Source organism: Algoriphagus machipongonensis (assembly GCF_000166275.1).
GTDB lineage: Bacteria > Bacteroidota > Bacteroidia > Cytophagales > Cyclobacteriaceae > Algoriphagus > Algoriphagus machipongonensis.
The window spans coordinates 4686312-4708574 of sequence record NZ_CM001023.1 but is presented as its reverse complement, the minus strand read 5'-3'; the positions used below and the strand labels follow the sequence as shown (position 1 = coordinate 4708574).

Here is a 22263-nt window from a genome sequence, read left to right as displayed (position 1 = left end):
CGAAACAAAAAGCCAGCATGAAAATATTTTCATGCTGGCTTTTTTTGTATCAATGCTTACTTTCTAATCAACTTGATTTGCTCGCTTTGATCTCCCCAAATCAATTGTACAATATGCAATCCAGAGATAGCATTCTCAAGATAGGAATTAACGGCACTTGTCACATCATCAATGGAATTGACAGAATACGTACTCAAAACTCCTCTAGCATCTGTAATCCTAATATAGATGGCTTCGTCGTTATAAACAGAAGTATTTAAAAGGCCTACAGTTACTTGAGAGCCATTGGCGCTTGGGTTTGGATAAATGATCCATTTTGTTTTTCCTTTGAGCCCTGGCACTTGAATAGACCTTGTTACACTATAGGAGTAGGTTTCATCATAATCCACCTGTTTTAATCGATAGAATACATTTCCACCTGTCGTTGGGAGATTTTGGTCGATATAAGAATAGCTGGTAGGAAGTTCCGCATACCCTTGACCTTTTACTTCACCTATTTTCTCCCAATTATTGGTGTTGTTGACTGCTCTTTCTATTTCAAAATGAGAGTTCTCCCATTCTTGCGAAGTAGTCCACGAAAGATCTCCGGTTCGGTCTTCAGCATTGAAGCTTACTTCAAAGGATTGGTATTCTACTTGTAGGATTCTTTGGTTAACGTATACGATATAAACTACACCATTACCTCCTCTTCCTCCTCCTCCATATCCAGCTCCGCCACCAGATCCGGTTTTATCTATTCCTTGGCCACCTATTGCAGTTGTGCTATTTAAATTACCATCTCCACCGATTTTAATTCCATCTGCATTACCTCCTAATCCAATCTTATCTGTTCCATTGAAGAATTCACCTATTCCTCCTCCTCCAGCACCATAATATCTGGTTGAATCACCTAAAGTTAACACTATTCCATCACCACCTTTTCCGCCTTCACCTTGACCATTACCTGCAGCTTTTCCATTTTGTCCGTCATTTCCATTACCCCATGGTACCAATCCACCACCACCACCTCCGGCAATTGAATTTTGAGGTTTACTGAAATCACCGCTGCCTCCAGTATTTCCTTGATAAACTGTAACATTTGGTCCACTGTAACTAATAGGTATAGGGTTGCCTCCCAAACCAAAAGTACCTGCATCCGGATCATTTGGGTCATTATCTGCTCCTCCTCCTCCTCCAGAGGCACCATCAGCTCCAGGGGTATAAGACCGAGATCCGCCCCCTCCTCCACCTGGGACTATTATTCCAATTCCAATATTGTCTATAGTTCCAGAAAATGAAGAGGGTTGACCTGAAAAGCCATTTAAATTTAGTGCAGGAGCACCAGGTCCACCTTCACCTACAACAATGTCAAAACCAGTTCCAGCAGGTAATCCATATGGATTGGTTGTTGAAAAAGATTGAATGATTAAAGTTCCAGATCCACCACCGCCAGAGCCTTCACCGCCGCCGCCGCCACCTCCGCCACTACCTACTAATACGGTGAATTCTGCTAAACCCTCAGGAGCTACCCAAGTATCATCACATGTATATTCAACAACTGTAGTTCCTGACTTAGTGCCATCATCGATAATTTTAATACAGTCAGTATTATCAGCGTCTGGACAAGAATAGGAAATTACTACTAAACCATTTCCACCAACACCTTTGGTGCCGGACCATGCACCACCACCACCACCTGGTGAATTTCCATTACTCTTGTTTGCGCCACCATTTCCTCCTAAAGGCCCCCCACCTTTTCCACCGGTATTTCCTGATGCACTATTTCCATCACTTCCTGAATATCTAGAATCAAAGGTTCCTCCTGCAGCATTTCCAGTTGTAGCTCCTTTGCCTCCATTTGCTAATACTAAGCTATTAGTCAATTGATTTGCAATATTCGAATCGCGTGTTACATATGTCACTCCTCCATCTGCTCCTTTTGTTCCTCCAGACCCAATAATTGCAGCTAAAGGTTCGCCAGGTGTTACTGGAACATTTTGACGAATAGAATATCCGCCGCCTCCGCCGCCTCCATTATCTCCACCACCACCGCCACCGTATACTTCGATGGTAACGCTATATACATTTGCTGGAACAAAAAAGGTGCTGTTTGAAGTGAATACTGCCGAGCATACGCCAAAATAAGTTGTTGGAGGACTTGGTAATGTAATCAAACACTGGTCAGTTGATTTCTTTATACTCAATATTTGAACAGTATAGGTGTCAACATTACTGTTTATGGGGGTTGTAGTAAAAGTTCCTTTACCATTTACTACTGTTGCAGTGGCTGCTATTGGTGCAGAAAATGCACCAGAGCCTTGTTTGATCTGGTAAAAAAGCTGATATGATCCATTCAACATTTGGGTTGGATCGCCATAAAAAGTAACAGTTGCTGCTCCCCCTAAAGTAGTAGCTGATACAGAAGAAATTGAAGTGATATTATAAACCGGTGTGACATCTATTGTTCCTGTGGCTGTTAGACCATTAATACAACTTCCTGTTAATGGAATGCTATATGTATAAAGACCGGTTGCTGCAGTGCTAACTTCGCCTGAGAATTCAATATTACCGGTAGAAGAATTGAAAGTTGCGGTAACTCCTGATGGAAGACCTGTTGGAGCTCCAATTCCGGTGACACCTGTAGTTGGTTGTGTAAAAGGTGTAAGTGTTGGGCTATTTATACATACACTTGGGAATGACACAGAAGGAGGTCCTACTGTTGCTAAAGGGGTAACTTCAATTGTACCAGTAGCATTTACAGTTCCACAACTTCCCGTTAATGGAATAGCATAATTAAAAGTTCCTGAAACAGTAGGTGTTCCTGAAATAGTGATGGTATTTCCTGCCCAAGTTGCAGAAACCCCAGCTGGAAGACCATTTACGCCTGTATTGTCTCCATCATTTGCAATTCCCGTTGCTCCTGTCGTAGCGATCGTTATATCTGTAAGACTTGTACCAATACAAAGTGTTGGATTAGAAGAAGGTGCTGCTGCAGTATTATCTGGTGTAACTGTTATGGTTCCTGTGGCATTCACAGTTCCACAACCTCCTGTCATAGGAATTGAGTAATTAAATGTTCCTGATTCTGAAGGTGATCCAGAAATCGTTATTTCATCTCCAGACCAAGTTGCAGAAACCCCCGCTGGAAGGCCATTAACTCCACTTGCATCGCCATCATTAGCAATTCCTGTTGCTCCAGTAGTTCCTATCGTTATACTAGTCAAGGCATTATTAATACAAAGAGTTGGAGTAGAGGATGGAGCGTCTGCTATATTGTCAGGAGTTACAGTTATTTTTCCAGTTGCTTCTACAATTCCACAACCACCAGTTAAAGGGATAGAATAATTGAATGTTCCTGAAACTGAAGGAGTACCAGAAATAGTGATTTCATCTCCAGCCCATGTTGCAGAAACTCCAGCGGGTAAACCATTTACTCCTGAATTGTCCCCATCATTTGCAATACCTGTTGCGCCAGTGGTGGCAATTGTAACACTTGGCAAAGCAGTATTAATACAAACTGTTGGGTCAGAAGATGGAGCAGCTGCAGTATTATCCATACTAACTGTAAATGCTCCAGATGGATTTGAAATCACATTAGTTCCACAAGCACTAGAAACCTCAACAAAATAATACATGGTGGTTCCTTGAGCTGTTGTTGGGGGAGTAAATGTATCCGAATCTGTTCCAACAGCTGTAACATTTGGTCCAGTCGTGGAAGCAGAGGTGTTACTATACCATTGATATTGAAGTGTTCCTGTTCCAATAGCATTTACTGAGATAGGATCGAAAGTATCTACATCACAAATAGTTTGCCCAGCCAAATCTTCACTATCAATAGAGGTTGGAGGGGTTACTGTGAATGCGCCAGATACAGCAGTATGGACCGTTCCACAATTACTTGAAGCGACTGCGTAATAATAATAGGTTCCAACCTCGTCTGATAATGGGGTATAATCCTCACTATTAGCACCTGATATTAAGGTTCCTCCTGTATTTGAATCTGAAGTATTTCTATACCATTGATAAGTTACAGTTCCTTCACCAGACGCTAAAACGGATAATGTTGGAAAAGGGTCTCCCAAACACTCTGTTTCATCTGAATTGGAAGGATCAATATCAATGACCGTTTTTGGAGGATTAACTCTAAATTCTCCCGAAACTGTGGAGGTCTCAATTCCACAATTTCCTGTCACAACAACATAATAATATGAAATACCCTCTGTTGTGGAAGGAGGAGTAAATGTGTCTGAGGTAGCTCCAGATACTGCAGTACCACCGGTATTTGTTTGTGTTGGAACAGAATACCATTGGTAGCTTAAGTCTCCACCTTCTGCTACAACTGATAAAGGGTTAAAACCATCTCCAAAACATTCAACACGATCAGTATTATCTGGCTGAGTTGTAATCGCAGTAATGGGATCTACGATAAATGCACCAGAAATATTGGATGTTACAGTAGGCCCACAATCACTAGACACTTCTACGTAATAATACAAAGTGCCAAGGGTTGAAGCATCTGGCACATAGGAAGGGGAATCCGTACCTACAGGAGTGCCACCAGAATTCAATGGATTTGAATTACTATACCATTGATAGGAAAGTGTTCCTGTTCCGCTAGCCGAAACAGAAATAGGAGAGAATGATGTTTGTCCAATACATGCTGATTGGGAATCCAAACTTTCACTATCTATGGACGTTGCAGGATTTACAGTAATAGTACCGGTAGCATTTACACCTGAGCTTAGACACCCCTGAACTGGGATTGAATAATTGAAAGACCCAGACTCAGAAGGAGTTCCTGAAATAGTGATGGTATTGCCGGCCCAAGTTGCAGACAGACCTGCAGGCAATCCATTAGCACCGTCAACTCCGTCGCTGTCGATGCCTATGGCATCGGTAGTGGTATGGGTAATGTCAGTTAATGGGTCATCGGTACAAAGTGTAGGATTACTGGAAGCTGGACCAACAGTTTGATTTGCTGTTACATTAATTGTTCCAGTAGCATTGACTCCAGACCCCTGACATCCTTCAACAGGGATTGAATAATTGAAAGACCCAGACTCAGAAGGAGTTCCTGAAATAGTGATGGTATTGCCGGCCCAAGTTGCAGATAGGCCAGCAGGCAATCCGTTAGCACCGTCAACTCCATCGCTATCGATGCCTGTTGCATCGGTAGTGGTATGAGTAATGTCAGTTAATGGGTCATCGATACAAAGTGTAGGAGTATTGGAGGCTGGACCAACGGTTTGATTTGCTGTTACATTAATTGTTCCAGTAGCATTGACTCCAGACCCCTGACATCCTTCAACAGGGATTGAATAATTGAAAGACCCAGACTCAGAAGGAGTTCCTGAAATAGTGATGGTATTGCCGGCCCAAGTTGCAGATAGGCCAGCAGGCAATCCGTTAGCACCGTCAACTCCATCGCTATCGATGCCTGTTGCATCGGTAGTGGTATGAGTAATGTCAGTTAATGGGTCATCGATACAAAGTGTAGGAGTATTGGAGGCTGGACCAACGGTTTGATTTGCTGTTACATTAATTGTTCCAGTAGCATTGACTCCAGACCCCTGACATCCTTCAACAGGGATTGAATAATTGAAAGACCCAGACTCAGAAGGAGTTCCTGAAATAGTGATGGTATTTCCGGCCCAAGTTGCAGATAGTCCAGCAGGCAATCCGTTAGCACCGTCAACTCCATCGCCATCAATTCCTGTTGCATCGGTAGTGGTATGGGTAATGTCAGTTAATGGGTCATCGATACAAAGTGTAGGAGTACTGGAAGCTGGACCAACGGTTTGATTCGCTGTTACATTAATTGTTCCAGTCACTGTAGAACCGGTGCAACTACCTGTAGGAGTTATTGTATAATTAAAAACCCCAGACACAGTTGGTGTTCCACTGATTGTAACATCACCTCCACTGTAATTTCCAGTCACACCAGAAGGAAGACCGGAAAATGTTGCTCCAAAAGCACCTATTATTTCATAAGTAATATCATTGATGGGAGTACCGTTACATACAGTTTGATTACTTGAATTTGCTGCAGAAGTTAATGTATTTGAACAAGCCCATGTAATGCTAATTTGACCATCTCCTCCATTTCCTCCCCTAGCGCCATCTCCTCCTTCACCGCCGCCGCCGCCGCCTGGAGAAATTCCATTAGAACCTGCAGCATTATTATCTCCTCCTTTTCCTCCAGGTCCAGCTCCATTTGCTGTGCCACCAGCACCTCCAGTTGTATTATTAGAAGAAGCACCTAGCCCACCGTTGCCGGTAGGGCCAGCTCCGCCACCTCCACCAGATCCTCCATTATTATTTCCATTTACAGCGTTAGAAGAATTTCCTCCTGTATTATTTAAAGTTCCACCAGTGGCTGTTCCACCAGTACCACCTGTTAATACATTTCCTCTGCCTCCCCCATTTGCTGTAAGTGTACCAAAAACTGAATTTCCTCCATTTGTAGAAGCAGAAGAAGAAGTAGCACCCGATCCCCCGGCTCCAATCGTTATACTAATAATTTGTCCAGGAGCAACTATATAAGAAGGAGAAGCTGAATATCCACCACCACCACCGCCACCGGCGGGCCTATTATTTTGTGAATTAAATCCTCCTCCTCCTCCTGCTCCCCATAATTGAACATTTAAGGAGGTGATTTTATCGGGAACAGTGAAGTTACCAGATGCCGGTGAAGTAAGGGTTACTGTATGCGTTTGAGCAAAACTATCCCACCCGACAAAAATCAGTAAGAATAATAAAATACTTACGGGTAGATTTCTACTCATTTAATTTTTATTCACTAGGTGAATTTCATATAAATAAAATTGCAGTTCAAATTTAACAGGTTTTGACTAGTTTCCTATCAACTTTTCGTGTAACTACCTAAAAATAAAAGTGTTCTCATTCATTAAATATTGAAATAAGGAGGGAAAATAGTACTTATAGATTGTATTCCATATTATTTCATTAACATTATTAAATTAGTTTATAGAAAAAGCCAATCTAGAATAGATTGGCTTTTCATGTTTGTTGATTGAAGAATACCTTTATTTAATAAGCTATTTTATGTTTTTGATATTCTTTAGCATTTCAGCACCTCTAATGATGATCTATGTACGACTATTTGGAAAGAGAATTTCTGTTCAAAGTGGTATATTCTTCTTTCAAAAAAATGAACTTTCAATTTCTTAACAATTTGATTTGCTGGGAATTTTCGCCCCATCGTATTTCCAAAATATATATCCCCGAATTCTTGAAAAGTAGCCACTCTGATACGATTTGAGAGATATCTCCTGGAGAATTGATTAAAAAAGATTGTCTTTGTCCCATCATATTACTTAGACTAATAGTAATCAATTCGTCCTGATATTGAGAAACATCTAATAGATCAACAGAAATCCCTGATCTCATTGTGCTTGGATTAGGGTAAGACAACCAAGTATTTTTACTATTGGTAGCTTTCAGTTGAATTGCTATTGTTTTGCTGTAACTGTAATTGCCTGTATAATCAACTTGTTTCAGCCTATAGAAAATGTTTCCAGCAGTAATTGGAAGCCCAGAATCTAAAAAATTATACTTAATAGGTTCATTAGAATACCCATTCCCTTCTACTCGCCCCACAGTTTTCCATTCCTCGAGATTATTTATAGCACGTTCAATCTCAAAATGGGAATTCCCCCATTCTTTAGAGGTCTCCCATTTTAATAGATTTGTCCTAAAATCTGTGGATTTTGTCGCTGAAAAATAAAGTAATTCTATTGGCAAAATTCTTCCATTTAAGATTTTGCAAAGCTCTTCATGTTGAATTTTATCTGTCCATGAAATATTACCTGCTCTTCCAGGAATAGGTGGGTTGCTGTTTTCACAAAGGTCAGATTCATTGCCCGTCCAACCTGTAATTTCAAGACCCCTTTCTTCAATAATTATTTCTGCCTCACCAAAGTCTATATTGGCATTTGGACCTTGTAAATTTATTACAACTTGATCAAGCGTAAAATCATTTCTAGCTCCTGATCTTGAGTCAAATTTAACCTGCCCACCGTCCTCAACACAAATTGTAATATTTTCTAATTTAGTTATGTAGATCAAATTGAGAATTGATCCAGCTCCGACCACTATGCAACCATTGGTAATTGTGAAACTGGGATTGTCTCCTTGATTATCTCTGTTGAGCGTTAGATCTGCCCCATTTTCTAAAATGACACCACCAAGGTTAAAATCTGAAGCAGCCCAGGTATAACCTACATTATTACCAGAGAATTTTGCTATCTGTCCAGCTGAAAAATCTCCTGAACCACTCCATCTATTATTATTCAAGCCACCATTTCTTTTATCATCTAACGTGGTCGTCCCGCTGATATATTCTCGAGGACTTCCGCATTCAGCACACTGTTGCCCATTGGCCACTCCTGGATTTAGGAATTGTGCGCAATTATAGATTAGAAGAAAAATAACTATTCTATACTTCATCGATTGAAAACTAAGAAATGACGGGTTAGGGTCTGCCCGAATTTTTTTAATTGTACTACTAAGGGTTGGACAAAGGTATAGTTGAATTAATAAAAATTTAAATTATTTAATAAAAAATTGCATTTATAATGAGGTTGCCATGAGTTTAATTTTTTTTAGATATACTTCAATATTTCTAGAAATATTGGTTTTTTAACCAAATTTGGCAGTTCTAGAAAACAAAAAAGCCCTTGAATTGTTCAACTCAAGGGCTTGAAATTATTTTAAAATGAGTGTTTACCCATTCATACTGATCAAGAATTCAGCATTATCTCTGGTTCCTTTCATTCGCTGAAGAAGGAATTCCATCGATTCCTGAGAGTTCATATCACTCATCAGTTTACGAAGGATCCAAACTCTTTGCATCTCTTCTTTATCCATCAATAGATCTTCTCTTCTGGTACCTGAGTTAAGCACGTCGATAGAAGGATAAATTCTTCTGTTTGCCAACTTACGATCCAGAGCAAGTTCCATGTTACCAGTACCCTTGAATTCTTCAAAGATTACTTCATCCATTTTCGAACCTGTCTCAACCAAGGCAGTAGCAATGATGGTCAATGAACCACCATGTTCTACGTTTCTAGCTGCACCGAAGAATCTCTTTGGTTTATGGAGTGCATTGGCATCCACACCACCGGAAAGAATTTTTCCAGAGCTAGGAACTACCGTATTATGTGCTCGTGCAAGTCGGGTAATGGAGTCCAGAAGGATCACTACATCATGACCCACTTCCACCATTCGCTTCGCTTTTTCCAAAACAATATTGGACACTTTTACATGTCTGTCAGCAGTCTCATCAAATGTGGAGGAAATCACCTCAGCATTTACTGATCTTGCCATATCTGTCACCTCTTCAGGACGCTCATCGATCAAAAGTATCATCAAGTGAACTTCTGGGTGGTTTTTAGTGATAGCGTTTGCTATTTGTTGCAAAAGAACCGTCTTACCAGTTTTTGGCTGTGCCACGATCATACCTCTTTGCCCTTTACCGATAGGAGCAAATAAATCCAATACTCGAGTGGAAAACTTGTCCGGAGTAGTGGATAGGTTTAAACGTTCTTCAGGGAAAAGCGGAGTGAGGTATTCAAAAGGAACACGGTCTCTGATTTCATCCGTAGTTTTTCCGTTGACAGTTTCAATTTTAAGAAGGGCAAAATATTTCTCACCTTCTTTTGGTGGTCGAATAGACCCTTTGATATGATCACCGGTTTTTAATCCAAATAATTTTACCTGGCTTGGTGAAACATAAATATCATCTGGAGAGGCTAGGTAATTATAATCTAAAGACCTTAAAAATCCGTAGCCTTCCTGCATCATTTCCAATACTCCTTCATTGACGATCACACCATCAAATTCTTTAGGATTGGAATGTGGTCTTTTTCTATTGGAATGTGGGGTAGTTTCTGCAGCTGGAGCCATTACTTCATCCTGAGATTTGAAGTTTTTCCTTCTTGGAAGCTCTACTTCAGGTTCTGGCTTGTCAGCTCCTTTATTGGAGTTGGACTGCTTAGGATCTTCTTTTTTTGCTGATTCATCTACAACCCTTTTTCTAGGTCTGAAAGTTTTTGAATCATCGCTAGGCTGTGAATCAGCAGTATTTTTCTCCTCTTTCGGCTTAGGAGCTTGTTCCTTTTTCTGTTTCCAGTCTGGTTTTCTACTAGGCTTTTTGTCTTCTTCCTGAGCAGGAGCTTCAGATGCTTGCTCTTTTGGGATTTCAGTTACATTCTGCCTTTTGAATTTCGGTTTATATTCAGGCTCGGCTTCCTTATTGGGAGAATCGGGTTTATTCTCAGGGGCTTTAGCCTCTACTGCGGAGGGCTTTTTCTTTGGAAGGGCTTTTTCTGGGGTGATAGCCTGTTGGTCAAGGATCGCGTAGACTAGGTCGTCTTTTTTGAGGGTTTTAAAGTTTTTAACCCCAAGTTCCTCTGCGATTTCCTTCAGTTCAGACAAAAGTCTGATTCTGAGTTCTTCTATGTTGTACATAAAGAGGGTATGAAAATAATAAGATATTGTAAAATGCGGTATTTGGGATCGAGGTGAATTTTCTGAGCAAAAAAGATATGCAGGAAAAACTCAAGTCAAAGTGGGCTGACTTGCTTCATCTCGTTTCGACACAATATTAAAGGATCGATTTGGATTTAGCAAATTTTTATTTTTTTGATTTAAATTTTAATATAATTTATTTGTTTTCAACTCATTAGCTGTCGAAGAATACTCATGGATTTCCAAGTAGCATTAGATTCTAGCTGTTGACTGTAAAATTCCAGTAAGTGATCTATTAGTTTTCGCCTTATTGCTAAAGTAACCTGAGTATCGCAATGATACGAATACTGCATAAGTTGTTCCAAAAACTCTTTGACAATCAAATATTCTTCTGGAGAAAAGGGCTGACCTCGGTTTTCCATTAAAAACCCGCTTGCACTGTCTGGGGCAAAACCCAAATACTTGGCTTGCTCCATTAGAAATACCAGCGGAAAATGCTTTAAGGAAGTATCTTTTTGATCCAGAACAAGAATACTCATGGATAGAAAATCAAATAGATGCTCATTTTGATAATTTTCAAAAATCGATCTACTCACAATTTCTGTCATAAACAGAGCTAAGCCCGTACGATTAAAATCAAATGGAGTCAGTTGTTGAGCCTTTGCAAGTTTAGCTTCAGAAATCCTTTGAAGACCTGAATTTTCTTTATTGTACACCACCAAGTCCAGTAAAGTCATCGGTTGGTAGAGGGCAATTTTAGATTTGCTTTTTTGGGATCTGACACCATTAACCAGATAGGGTTTAAGCCCAAGTTCTCTTGTGAAAATTTTCACAATGATACTGGTTTCCTTGTATCGGAAATAGCTTAAAACGATACCTTTTGTTTTATGTAACATCCCTTCGCTCCTCAAAAAAACATTTTCTGCAGCGAGCTTCATAGGCTTCTTTTTCCCCAAGCATCACTTTCATTTTAGAATCAGAAAGACGAAAAGAAAAAGCTGCTAAATCCCCACATTTCATACAGATTGCGTGGACTTTGGTGACAAATTCTGCAATTGCCATCAAGCTGGGCATGGGTTCAAAAGGCCTGCCTTCAAAATCCATATCTAATCCAGCGAGTATGATACGTTTACCTTGCCTAGATAGTTTTTGGACTACGGTTATGATTTCTTCATCAAAAAACTGAACCTCATCGATTCCTATCACATCGCAATCTCCACTGAGTAAGAGAATATCTCCGGCAAAATCAACAGGCGTGGAACGGATCATAGTTTCATCATGAGATACTACATCTGAATCACTGTATCGTTTATCCACCGCAGGTTTGAAGATTTCCACCTTTTGGCGAGCAATCTTAGCCCGATTTAGCCTCCTGATCAATTCCTCAGTTTTACCGGAAAACATCGATCCACAGATGACTTCAATTTGGCCTTTGCCTCCAGAGGACTTGCTCCTTCCTATTGAAGGTTCTATAAACATACCTTACTTGCTATATTCTAAATGAGGGAATTTGTTTACTTCTGCGACCCGGATAATAATCTCACCGGATACCAATTCAGCTTGGCAAGATAAGCGTTCATTGGCTTTTAATCTGCCCATATTTGCAAATTTCTCCTCCGCTTCAGTGAAAGGGCCTAGATTTTGTTCACCTTTAACTAAAATGAATTTGCAGGTAGTGCATCTGCCTTTTTTACCACAGGCATGCATCCAATCTATACCATTTTCATGAATTAATTCGATAACTTTACGATCAGGGGCCTTCGAAAATATTTCTTTGTTAAATAGATTTTGAATGACGATTCGGGGCATTTGTTCGTTGTGTTTTATAAACTGAACGTATCAATGACATATCAAATTAACAGCAATTATTTAGAAAAATATGCCAGTGACTATGCAGGCATCGTTTGTGACGGTTATTTTTCATCCAAACAATACATTACAGGCCAGGATATCATCAAGTTAACAAGCAGTACTCAGGTTAATTTTTTTGTAATTAAGCGACTTTTCGAACTTTGGCAGGAAGAATTGGAGAATCTGAAAAGCAATCCTTACTTCGATTACAGAGATATTGCAGTGCACGAGGCCTTAACGCAGTTTATGAATGTGCTGTCGAGAAGGATCAAAGTAGAGAAAGAGCATCTTATGCCACTCATAGAATCGGCCGTTCAGCAGGCAATAATTTTGGCAACTGACCCAGTGGGTTATTACCAATCTGAAATAGAGAAAGCTCCTGTAGGTAAAATCAATGAGTACCTTAAAGAGAATAAAAAATACTATAAGTGGCATGATCGCGTAGTAAGTTTTTTGATTGACAAAGCTGGCTTTGGACATGATAAAGGAGAGTACCTACGTGCAATAAGCGCCAATTATCAAGCGGTCAATGATTCTTTGGAGTCTGAAAATCTACTTTTGGCAACATTAGGAGATGTAAAAGCTTTTAATCTGGATGCCTATCGTCAATCAGATGAGCAGGTAATACCTGCATCTCAGCCTAGCACCAAAGAGCCTTCAACAGAAGGGTCCTTTTTTGATCAGATGGATGAAGTTCAACCAACAAGCATTCAAAAAGAGGAAGTAAAAGTTGAGGAAAGGGTAGAAGCAGAGCTGAAAGAATCTCCAGCACCCGTTACTTCTTCTTTTAGCTCGAACGGTTCTGGATTGAATGCAAATGCCTTAAAATCAAAATTTGCAACAGAATCATATCCTGGAATGAAAGGGGTGATAGGTGAGCTATCCGATAGCCTTGCTATAAATCAGAGGTTTATGTTTACCAAAGAACTTTTTGATGGTAACTCAGACTTATTGACTCACGCCTTGAAATCTATCGATGAATGTCATAACTTTAATGAAGCTATCCAGTTAGTTAATGCTCGATATGTGAACGAGTTACACTGGGAAACAGAAACAGAGCCTGTTCAGGAGTTTCTGTTATTAGTTTATAGAAAATTTGATGGGGAGTAATCCTTATTTGTTTGATTGATGAAAAGGGCATTCTAGGATGCCCTTTTATTTTTTTACCTTCTTTCCCTTAATCAGAATCTCTTAATTTGGTAAAATCATAGAATATCTTGAATTTAAAGGGATTTTTTTTCTAACCACGTAAAATAAATGACCAAAAAGAAAGATGATAAATTAGATCTTCCCGAGATCGATGAAGGAATAGATATCGTTGATAATTATTGGTACCTCATTAATTACTTGAGAGATTTGATTAAGGCTTCTGAAATAAAAGCAGGCCTAGTTCTTTCTTTTTATGGATTGCTTATTAATGTGTTTTTCCAATTTTCTGATCATTTGATTGAGGTGGCTGTAGATGATCCTTTTATCTATGGTTTCTTAGCTTTTTGGTTCCTGTTTAGCGTCACTTCAATTTATTATAGCTTTAGGTGTTTTATGCCTCAAATAGAGGATAAGTTTGATAAGAGTGTTTTCTTTTTTGGAGACATTATTCATTCCTATGGTAAGATCAAGGAATACGTAAAAGTGCTGGAGCAAGTAAGTGTAAAAAAAGGCCCTTTATTAGAACAATTAGGTGAACAAGTTTATATCAATGCAAAAATCACAGCAGCGAAATTCAAAAATGTAAACCAATCCATTCGCTATCTTTCTTTTAATATTGGTCTTTTGTTTGTTTTTATTTTGTATTATGCCATTAGAACAGCGTTGCAAGGCTAAATTTTTATCCCTATAAATGAAAGGATACCTTACTCTTCGAAAAACAGTTTTAAGTAAGTTAGAGGCAGATTTGCCTGACTATTTAACTTATCATGGCTTAGATCATACGCTGGATGTTCTCAACGTTTGTGACCAGTATATCCGAAGGTTAAATCTTCCCGAAGAAGAACGGTATTTGTTAAGAACAGGAGCAATTGTTCATGATATGGGCTTTTTGAAAGGTCCTGCGAATCATGAAGAAGTAGGTTCAGGAATGGCTGCTGAATTGATGAAAAACCTAGGGATGCCAGAGAACTATATTCAAGAGGTTAAAGGGCTGGTTATGGCAACGAAGATTCCACAAACACCTCAGAATTCACTTCAGAAAATTATTTGCGACGCAGATTTAGATTACCTCGGGAGAAACGATTACCCAGAAATCAGTGAAAAATTATTCAAAGAACTGAAATTCATGAAGGTGCTAGAGACTGAAGAGCAGTGGAAGAATCTTCAGATTAACTTTTTGAAAGCACATCATTTTCACACCCCATTTGCCATAGAGAAGCGGGAGCCTAAAAAACAGAAATGGCTTAAAAAGCTACTTGATTCTTGAGATTATCCCAATCTTCCCAATTGCATAGCTCTGGAAGAATCCATCTTGATAAAGATGAACAGGAGAATAGTGAAAGACCATAATGAAGACCCCCCATAACTAAAAAATGGAAGTGGGATTCCAACAACAGGAAAGAGACCTATTGTCATGGCGATATTGATCATAAAGTGAAACATCAATATTGATATCACACAATAGCCATAAATTCTTGAAAACCGGTTTTTTTGGCGTTCCGCCATAATAACCAATCGCGTAAGCAGTGTGACAAAAAGCGCGATAACTACCAGACTTCCTAGCCAGCCAAATTCCTCTCCAAGAGTACAGAAGATAAAGTCAGTATGCTGCTCAGGCACAAAGTCAAACTTCGTCTGGGTGCCTTGCAGATATCCTTTGCCGGCTAGCCCACCTGAGCCAATAGCAATCTTAGACTGGGTTACGTTCCAACCTACTCCCAGTGGATCCAAATCAGGATTAAACAAGACCATTATCCTGTTTTGCTGATGTTCTGGTAGCTTAGAAACTACAAAGTCTAAACTGTAGATAAATGCAATCAAACCAATTCCTATAACACTAAAGGCAATGATTCTTTGGGGTGTCTTTTTGCCAATGGCAATTAATATCCCTACAATTACTACTATCGCACCTACTAAGTATAGGTTGTTTTCTATCCCTAATGCCAATAAAACTACCGCGATCATCCCTATTCCCAGGATGTAATACTTCTGAGGAAAACCCTCTCTGTAAAACATGATCAGCATAGAAAAGTAGACCATGGCTGTCCCAGTATCTGGCTGAAGGATTATCAATATTATTGGAAGGAAAAGGACTGCAAATGCCCGAAGTTGAAAATTGGGTTTAGACAGGTCAAAGGTGGGGCGCTCCATAAACTTCGCCAAAGCCAAAGCGGTAGCGAATTTGGCAAACTCACCAGGTTGAATTCTGAAAGATCCGAAACCGATGGTTAATACCTGTCCATTGACCTCTTTTCCTACAAAAGGGGTGATGACCAGCAGTACCAGAAGGAAAATATAAAGAGGGATGGCTAAATTCTCAAAAAGGCGATAATCCGCCGCCATGATCACAATTATCAACCCTATGGCGGTTCCAATCCAAACTAATTGCTTTCCGGAATTGATTGAAAAATCAAAAATACTTTTATCAACTTGCCCATCATATACCGCCGCATAAATATTGAACCAGCCGATGATGACCAGAGCAAAATATATCATGACGGTAACCCAGTCTACCCGATTGATGTTAATATCCGACTCTCTCATTAGTAAATGAAATTTCCGGCTAATACATATTCCTCTAGCTCAGGTCTTGAAATACTGTCTTTAAGGTATTTCTCTATCATCAAAGATGCGGTACTTGCAGCTGCTCTACCACCCCAGCCAGCATTCTCCACATACACTGCGATTGCGATTTTTGGATTGTCTTTTGGAGCAAATGCGATGAAAACAGAATGATCTTCTCCATGTGGGTTTTGAGCAGTACCTGTTTTTCCGGCGATTTCAATGTCTTTCATTATCGCCCGCGTTGCTGTTCCATAAAGAGCTTCTGCCATAGCATCTTGCACCATGTCAAAGTGATAAGAATCTACACCTACTTCATGCTTTGTCAGGTATTCTTCTGGGATTTTATTTTTATCTCCATCAATTGCCCGAATCAAGTGTGGGGTGTAGTAATAACCTTTATTGGCAAATATTGCTGCTAGGTTTGCCATTTGTAATGGAGTAACCAAAAGTTCTCCTTGACCAATAGAAAGGGAATAGATCGTAGAATACTTCCAGCGACCATTGCCATAATAATGATCATAGTAAGCACTATTAGGAACCAATCCCCTTTTTTCATTTGGCATGTCTACCCCTAATTCTCCGCCAAGACCAAATTTCAAAACTTTTTCACGCCACGCATTCAGACCTAGCTCTGTATCCTTATAAGTATTGCTTGAAACTTCTTGATTGATGATTCGACGAAATGCTTGATGGTAATAAGGGTTGCAGGAGTTTCGGATGGCCCCAAATAGATTGACAGGGGAAGGGTGGTTATGACAGGCAACCAAAGATTTATTACATGCAAAGGTTGTCTCCGGAGTCAATATTCCTTCTTGTAGTCCTATAAGACTTTGGACGATTTTAAAAATGGAGCCAGGAGGATAAGTGGCCATGATAGGGCGATTAAACAAAGGTTTTGTCTCCAATGCATTCAAGGCCGTATAGCTTTTTCCAAAATCTGAACCTGTTAAACTATTTGGATCATAGAATGGTGCCGAAATCATGGAAAGAATTTCACCTGTCTTTGGCTCAATTGCTACCACGGACCCGGTTTTTCCCATCATCAGTTTTTCGCCATATTTCTGAAGCTCCATGTCGATGGAGGAATTCACATTATGCCCTGCTACAGAAGCAGTATCATATTCACCGTCTTTGAAGGGGCCTTTATCGACTCCCCTTACATTGACCATTTTATATTTGACACCCTTTTCACCTCTTAATTCATCCTCGTAGAAGCGTTCCATACCGCTGAGCCCTACGTAATCACCTTGTACATAGTAGCCCGAACTATCACGATCTAATTGTCTCCCACTGATCTCTCCTATATAACCCAAAGCATGTGCTGCAACAGGTTCTGGATAAGAACGAACTGAACGTGTTGTAATGAACAGGCCAGGATAATCGATTAAGAAATTCTGGATTCTTGCAAATTCATTGGTAGAAATCTGCTTGATAAAAGTCGAAGGCTTTACAGAAGAATATTTTCTAGCGGCATTATAAGATTCTATCAATTCCTCTTTTGAAATATTAAAAAGTTCCAAGAATCGAGTAGTATCACTTACTTCAAATTCTTTGGGTACTATCATCAGATCAAAAATCGGATTATTGTAAACAAGCAATTTGCCATTGCGATCATATACCAGTCCTCTGTAGGGGTGATCTACCACCCGCTGAATAGCATTACGCTCAGCTTTTCTCATAAAGCTGTCGTCCATTACTTGGATCATAAAGAGCTTTGTCAAAAGCACTAATCCAATTAAGAAAATAAAGACAATGATGGCTAAGGGTCTTTGGTCATTCATCAGATTCCCCTCCTGCGTTTGAAGAACAGTAATTGTACAATAATAGCCAAAACCACTGTAAAAATCGAAGAGAAAAGGCTTTTGTTTATTACTGACAAAAATCCTCCGGTTCCCCACTGATCCGCAAAGAAAAATACCAAACAAAACCCAAAAACAAGAGGCAAGGAATAGCTTAAAAACCAGCCGGTTCCCATTTCTTGTATGGTTGGGTTACTTGTATCATCATATCCTCCATTGGGCTTTAGAAATTTGAGCCAATGGGGTCGTAAAAAAGCTAAGAAAGTTACTGCTGCAGCATGCAAGCCCATAGTGTCGTAAAAAACATCCACCATCAATCCTACAAAAAAGCTGATCAATAGGAGTGGCACTGTTTGTATCTGCAAGGGTAAAATCAAGATTCCAATGAGATAGATAAAACAAAAAGCCACACCGAATAAGGCCAAATTCTTTAAAAATAGAATTTGAACCAACCCTAGAATTAGGAATAGAAAAATAAAAGAAATCAGATTTCTAAAATTCATTCGTGGTGTTTGACATGTTGTTTAATGAATCAAGCTCTTCTTTTTGGTTGTTCTCTACGATGTAAACGTAGGAAATCTTACTAAAGTCTGTAGTCAAAGTGACATCGATATCTAAATAGCTAGGGTCACTTGATTGGTCTACTTTTGAAATAACACCGATATTAATTCCTTTTGGAAAAACAGCGCCATATCCTGAGGTAACAACTGTATCGCCTACTTGTGCTTTTACATGCCTTGGCACATAAAGCATTTTGGCAATTTTAGAGTCTTTCCCATCCCAATTGATTGAGCCAAAATCTCCTGTGGATTTGATGATCGAGGAGGTTAATAAGTCGGTATTCAAAAGAGAAAAACCCACTGCATAATTTCCTGTTACTGATTTTACTCGTCCTACAACTCCCTTTTCATTGAAAATACCCATTCCAGGCTTGATTCCATCATTTTCACCTTTATTTATGGTGACATGGTTTTCTGCAAAGCGAAGTGAGTTGCTAATAACCCGAGCTCCTCTGAATTCATAATTGACAGAAAGCGCAGAATCCAAAGAAATCATGCTGCTGTCTGGATCCGAACTCAGAAGTTTTAATTCTTTCATCAGACGTGAATTCTCCTCTAACAATGCATCGTTAGCTTCAGCCAGTGAAAAGAAGTCCACGACATCGGATCTAGTTTCTAAAACTGAACCAACTATTGCATTGGAACTATTAAAAAAAGCAGCTCCCTGAGGGGAATTATTCGCGACAAGTAACCAGATTGCCAGCACTTCAAGCAAAACAAACAAAAGAAAAGACCTTAAGTTATAAAGGAATTGAAATATGCGTAGCATTCAGGGTTTAGGTCATCAATACTGTTCTGAAACTATGTACGTTTTTCAAGGCGGTACCTGTTCCTCTTACCACTGCTCTCAGTGGATCTTCTGCGATGTGAATCGGCAATTTAGTTTTCTGGTGAAGTCTTTTATCAAGACCTTTCAGCAAAGCACCACCACCTGTTAAGTGGATACCGTTATCATAAATATCTGCAGAAAGTTCTGGAGGTGCGATTTCCAAAGCTTTTAAAACCGCTTCTTCGATTTTCGAAACTGATTTGTCCAAAGCAAAAGCGATCTCCGAATAAGAAACCTTAATTACTTTAGGGATTCCAGTCATCAAGTCACGGCCACGGATTTCATAATCCTCCGGTGGCTCATCAAGCTCAGTTAGGGCTGAACCAATAGCAATTTTCACTTTCTCAGCAGATCTTTCGCCAATCAATAAATTGTGTTGCCTTCTCATGTAGTCCAGGATATCTTTCGTGAAGGTGTCACCTGCCACTCTGATTGATTGGTCAGCTACAATACCTGATAAAGCGATCAAGGCAATCTCTGTTGTTCCTCCTCCAATGTCCACGATCATGGATCCCATTGGTTTTTCAATATCAATCCCAATACCTATAGCAGCGGCAATGGGTTCGAAGATCATATAAACCTCTTTTGCTCCGGCATGTTCAGCGGAATCACGAACGGCTCTTTTTTCCACCTCGGTAATTCCTGAAGGGATACAAATAACCATTCTATGAGATTGAGGGAACATTCCTTTTTTCTGACCTGGGATCATTTTGATCAATCCTCGGATCATTTGTTCCGCAGCATAGAAATCTGCGATAACCCCATCTTTTAAGGGACGAATAGTTTTAATGTTCTCATGCGTTTTTTCATGCATGTTCATAGCTTCTCGACCTACGGCTAAGACTCTATTGGTTGTCTTGTCGATTGCAATAATTGACGGCTCGTCGACTACAATTTTATCCTTATGGATAATAAGTGTATTTGCGGTGCCTAAATCGATGGCTATATCACTTGAGAAAAAATCGAATAATCCCATTTTTGACTTATTGGTTGCTATTAATTTGGAGTTTGATTGCTTAATATAGCACGACTTGTACTCTTTATTAAACAGGAGGTCGGCAAAATTATTACCTTAAAGGGAGAATTCTGAAAGAAACACGATATTTTTTGGGTTAATTATCGAAATGGTCTCCTGAGGCTTTTAAGTAGGGGCTATGTTTTATAAATCAATCCATCTCATTGTGTAGTTTTTTGCCTCTTTGTAGATTTTTTACTCAAATTGTTTTTACTCATAATTTATTTTACCTTTGTGCGGTATTCGAAAGTTTCTCGAGGGGACACACTGTCCCCTCTTTCATTATGCATACAATATGTCGGAGCTAAAGCAAGCGATTGAGGAGATTGTGGAGAAGCATCTCCCAGATGAAAGTCATTTCGTAGTAGAAGTAAATTTGGTTCCCAAGTCAGGAAAAACCGTCCTCAGTATATTGATTGACGCTGATCAAGGACTTAATGTCCAGACTTGTGCAAATGTAAGTAGAGCAGTGGCCGAAGAATTGGAGGCAAAAGAGTTGATGTCGGAAGCTTATATTTTAGAAGTTTCTTCTCCTGGGGTGGATTATCCTTTAAGTAGTAGAAGACAATTTCAAAAAAATATTGGCAGAGAACTGAAAGTCTTATTGACTTCAGGGCAGGAGCTAAAGGGGAAATTATTAGAGGTAGATACTACTGGTGTGAAAATGCTGGTAAAGAAAAAAGAAAAAGGCAAGAAAGCCACAGAAGAGGAAGTAGTACTTTCTTTTGAAGAGATGAAAAAAACAATCGTACAAGTATCTTTTAAATAAGTCAAATGGATGCCAAAATCTTAATAGAATCCTTCGCAGAGTTTGCGAGATCTAAAAATGTGGATCGACCTACCATGATCCGTATCCTGGAAGATGTGTTCAGAGCAATGATTCGAAAGAAGTTTGAGAATGACGAAAACTTCGATGTAACCATCAATGCGGATAAAGGTGACCTTGAGATTTTCAGAATTAGGGAAATCGTAGATGACAATTCTGAGGATATTTGGGACTTCGATAAAATCAGTCTTACTGAAGCCAGAAAGATTGAACCTGATTTCGAAATAGGTGAAGAAGTGTACGAGAAAATTGAACTGGAAGAATTTGGAAGAAGAGCTGTGCAAATGGCTCGTCAGACATTGATTCAGAGAATTAAGGATCTTGAAAAAGATATCTTATATAATAAATATGAAGAGCAGGTAGGAGAAATTGTTTCTGCTGAGGTCTATCAGATCTTAGGTAGAGAAGTTCTTCTGATGGATAATGAAGGAAATGAGTTGATTTTACCTAAAGGAGAACAAATTCCCAAGGATCGATTCAGAAAAGGGGATGCTGTAAAAGCGATTGTCCACCGAGTGGATATGATGAATGGCAATCCAAAAATCATATTATCCAGAACTTCACCTGTATTTTTGGAACGTTTATTTGAAAATGAGGTTCCAGAAGTTTATGATGGATTGATCACGATTGTGAAAATCGTTCGTGAACCGGGAGAAAGAGCTAAAGTAGCTGTTGAATCCTATGACGATAGAATTGATCCAGTGGGTGCTTGCGTTGGAATGAAAGGTTCCAGAATCCATGCTGTAGTAAGAGAGCTTCAAAATGAAAACATTGATGTAATCAACTTCACGGATAATTTGGACCTTTATGTCACCAGAGCATTGAGCCCAGCAAAAGTATCTTCGATTACAGCTGACCAGGAAACAAAAAGAATTTCTGTTTTCTTGAAGCCAGACCAAGTATCTCTAGCAATCGGAAAAGGTGGCTATAATATTAAATTGGCCAGTAAATTGGTAGGATATGAGATTGATGTCTTCCGTGAACTCAATGAATATGAGGAAGAGGATGTTGATCTGGTAGAATTCACCGATGAAATTGATGGCTGGATTATCGAAGAATTGAAAAAAACTGGTTTGGATACCGCAAAAAGTGTCTTAACCCTCAGTAAGGAGGATTTACTCCGAAGAACTGAACTTGAGGAGGAAACAATTGATGAAATTTTCCGAATCCTCAGACAAGAATTTGAACAATAACACAGG

At 39.4% G+C, this 22263-nt stretch carries 16 protein-coding genes; 5 read left to right on the top strand and 11 right to left on the bottom strand.

Going from position 1 to position 22263, the window contains the following annotated elements:
• Positions 1 to 56: 56 nt before the first annotated feature.
• From ALPR1_RS19975 to ALPR1_RS19950, 6 genes are all read right to left on the bottom strand, one after another.
• Positions 57 to 6764, bottom strand: a complete 6708-nt coding sequence (locus ALPR1_RS19975) for a beta strand repeat-containing protein (RefSeq protein ID WP_008203413.1) — start codon at positions 6762 to 6764, stop codon at positions 57 to 59.
• Between the two features lie 394 nt (positions 6765 to 7158).
• Positions 7159 to 8448 carry a T9SS type A sorting domain-containing protein gene (locus ALPR1_RS19970; protein ID WP_008203412.1) on the bottom strand — a complete coding sequence of 430 codons (1290 nt, stop codon included), beginning with the start codon at positions 8446 to 8448 and terminating at the stop codon, positions 7159 to 7161.
• A gap of 276 nt (positions 8449 to 8724) precedes the next feature.
• Positions 8725 to 10470 (bottom strand): transcription termination factor Rho, encoded by a 1746-nt coding sequence (gene rho, locus ALPR1_RS19965; protein WP_040303057.1) that lies wholly within the window; start codon positions 10468 to 10470, stop codon positions 8725 to 8727.
• Positions 10471 to 10676: 206 nt separating this feature from the next.
• A complete protein-coding gene (gene recO / locus ALPR1_RS19960) occupies positions 10677 to 11366 on the bottom strand; it encodes a DNA repair protein RecO (protein ID WP_008203408.1) in 690 nt (229 codons plus the stop codon).
• Positions 11356 to 11949, bottom strand: coding sequence for a thymidine kinase (locus ALPR1_RS19955; RefSeq protein WP_008203406.1), 594 nt, complete (start codon positions 11947 to 11949; stop codon positions 11356 to 11358). Before ALPR1_RS19955 ends, recO begins: the two co-directional genes overlap by 11 nt.
• A 3-nt stretch (positions 11950 to 11952) precedes the next feature.
• A complete protein-coding gene (locus tag ALPR1_RS19950) occupies positions 11953 to 12279 on the bottom strand; it encodes a 2Fe-2S iron-sulfur cluster-binding protein (protein ID WP_008203404.1) in 327 nt (108 codons plus the stop codon).
• Positions 12280 to 12312: 33 nt separating this feature from the next.
• Between ALPR1_RS19950 and ALPR1_RS19945 the strand changes: the two genes are divergently transcribed.
• The 3 genes from ALPR1_RS19945 (at position 12313) to ALPR1_RS19935 (ending at position 14737) form a co-directional block, all read left to right on the top strand.
• Positions 12313 to 13431, top strand: coding sequence for a hypothetical protein (locus tag ALPR1_RS19945; protein ID WP_008203403.1), 1119 nt, complete (start codon positions 12313 to 12315; stop codon positions 13429 to 13431).
• Positions 13432 to 13578: 147 nt separating this feature from the next.
• Complete coding sequence (locus tag ALPR1_RS19940) at positions 13579 to 14145, top strand: Pycsar system effector family protein (protein ID WP_008203402.1); 567 nt, start codon at positions 13579 to 13581, stop codon at positions 14143 to 14145.
• A gap of 16 nt (positions 14146 to 14161) precedes the next feature.
• Positions 14162 to 14737: an HD domain-containing protein gene (locus ALPR1_RS19935; protein ID WP_008203401.1), complete on the top strand. Its 576-nt coding sequence runs from the start codon at positions 14162 to 14164 to the stop codon at positions 14735 to 14737.
• Positions 14738 to 14739: 2 nt separating this feature from the next.
• Here the strand turns inward: ALPR1_RS19935 and rodA are convergent, their stop codons facing one another.
• The 5 genes from rodA to ALPR1_RS19910 are packed head-to-tail and all read right to left on the bottom strand — an operon-like array spanning position 14740 to position 20199.
• Positions 14740 to 16014: a rod shape-determining protein RodA gene (rodA, locus tag ALPR1_RS19930; RefSeq protein WP_008203400.1), complete on the bottom strand. Its 1275-nt coding sequence runs from the start codon at positions 16012 to 16014 to the stop codon at positions 14740 to 14742.
• A complete protein-coding gene (gene mrdA / locus ALPR1_RS19925) occupies positions 16014 to 17816 on the bottom strand; it encodes a penicillin-binding protein 2 (RefSeq protein WP_008203399.1) in 1803 nt (600 codons plus the stop codon). Before mrdA ends, rodA begins: the two co-directional genes overlap by 1 nt.
• Positions 17816 to 18337 carry a hypothetical protein gene (locus tag ALPR1_RS19920; RefSeq protein WP_008203398.1) on the bottom strand — a complete coding sequence of 174 codons (522 nt, stop codon included), beginning with the start codon at positions 18335 to 18337 and terminating at the stop codon, positions 17816 to 17818. The genes mrdA and ALPR1_RS19920 overlap by 1 nt, the downstream gene beginning before the upstream one ends.
• Positions 18327 to 19163: a rod shape-determining protein MreC gene (gene mreC / locus ALPR1_RS19915; protein WP_008203397.1), complete on the bottom strand. Its 837-nt coding sequence runs from the start codon at positions 19161 to 19163 to the stop codon at positions 18327 to 18329. The genes ALPR1_RS19920 and mreC overlap by 11 nt, the downstream gene beginning before the upstream one ends.
• A gap of 7 nt (positions 19164 to 19170) precedes the next feature.
• Positions 19171 to 20199, bottom strand: a complete 1029-nt coding sequence (locus tag ALPR1_RS19910) for a rod shape-determining protein (protein ID WP_008203396.1) — start codon at positions 20197 to 20199, stop codon at positions 19171 to 19173.
• A gap of 334 nt (positions 20200 to 20533) precedes the next feature.
• On the opposite strand from ALPR1_RS19910, the gene ALPR1_RS19905 reads away from it, so the two are divergent.
• Positions 20534 to 21007, top strand: coding sequence for a ribosome maturation factor RimP (locus ALPR1_RS19905; RefSeq protein WP_008203395.1), 474 nt, complete (start codon positions 20534 to 20536; stop codon positions 21005 to 21007).
• A gap of 5 nt (positions 21008 to 21012) precedes the next feature.
• Complete coding sequence (gene nusA / locus ALPR1_RS19900) at positions 21013 to 22257, top strand: transcription termination factor NusA (RefSeq protein ID WP_008203393.1); 1245 nt, start codon at positions 21013 to 21015, stop codon at positions 22255 to 22257.
• Positions 22258 to 22263 lie beyond the last annotated feature (6 nt).

Coding starts and splice junctions, on each gene's coding strand:
- ALPR1_RS19975 (WP_008203413.1), bottom strand. CDS start 6,764: ATGAGTAGAAATCTACCCGTAAGTATTTTATTATTCTTACTGATTTTT.
- ALPR1_RS19970 (WP_008203412.1), bottom strand. CDS start 8,448: ATGAAGTATAGAATAGTTATTTTTCTTCTAATCTATAATTGCGCACAA.
- rho (WP_040303057.1), bottom strand. CDS start 10,470: ATGTACAACATAGAAGAACTCAGAATCAGACTTTTGTCTGAACTGAAG.
- recO (WP_008203408.1), bottom strand. CDS start 11,366: ATGTTACATAAAACAAAAGGTATCGTTTTAAGCTATTTCCGATACAAG.
- ALPR1_RS19955 (WP_008203406.1), bottom strand. CDS start 11,949: ATGTTTATAGAACCTTCAATAGGAAGGAGCAAGTCCTCTGGAGGCAAA.
- ALPR1_RS19950 (WP_008203404.1), bottom strand. CDS start 12,279: ATGCCCCGAATCGTCATTCAAAATCTATTTAACAAAGAAATATTTTCG.
- ALPR1_RS19945 (WP_008203403.1), top strand. CDS start 12,313: ATGACATATCAAATTAACAGCAATTATTTAGAAAAATATGCCAGTGAC.
- ALPR1_RS19940 (WP_008203402.1), top strand. CDS start 13,579: ATGACCAAAAAGAAAGATGATAAATTAGATCTTCCCGAGATCGATGAA.
- ALPR1_RS19935 (WP_008203401.1), top strand. CDS start 14,162: ATGAAAGGATACCTTACTCTTCGAAAAACAGTTTTAAGTAAGTTAGAG.
- rodA (WP_008203400.1), bottom strand. CDS start 16,014: ATGAGAGAGTCGGATATTAACATCAATCGGGTAGACTGGGTTACCGTC.
- mrdA (WP_008203399.1), bottom strand. CDS start 17,816: ATGAATGACCAAAGACCCTTAGCCATCATTGTCTTTATTTTCTTAATT.
- ALPR1_RS19920 (WP_008203398.1), bottom strand. CDS start 18,337: ATGAATTTTAGAAATCTGATTTCTTTTATTTTTCTATTCCTAATTCTA.
- mreC (WP_008203397.1), bottom strand. CDS start 19,163: ATGCTACGCATATTTCAATTCCTTTATAACTTAAGGTCTTTTCTTTTG.
- ALPR1_RS19910 (WP_008203396.1), bottom strand. CDS start 20,199: ATGGGATTATTCGATTTTTTCTCAAGTGATATAGCCATCGATTTAGGC.
- ALPR1_RS19905 (WP_008203395.1), top strand. CDS start 20,534: ATGTCGGAGCTAAAGCAAGCGATTGAGGAGATTGTGGAGAAGCATCTC.
- nusA (WP_008203393.1), top strand. CDS start 21,013: ATGGATGCCAAAATCTTAATAGAATCCTTCGCAGAGTTTGCGAGATCT.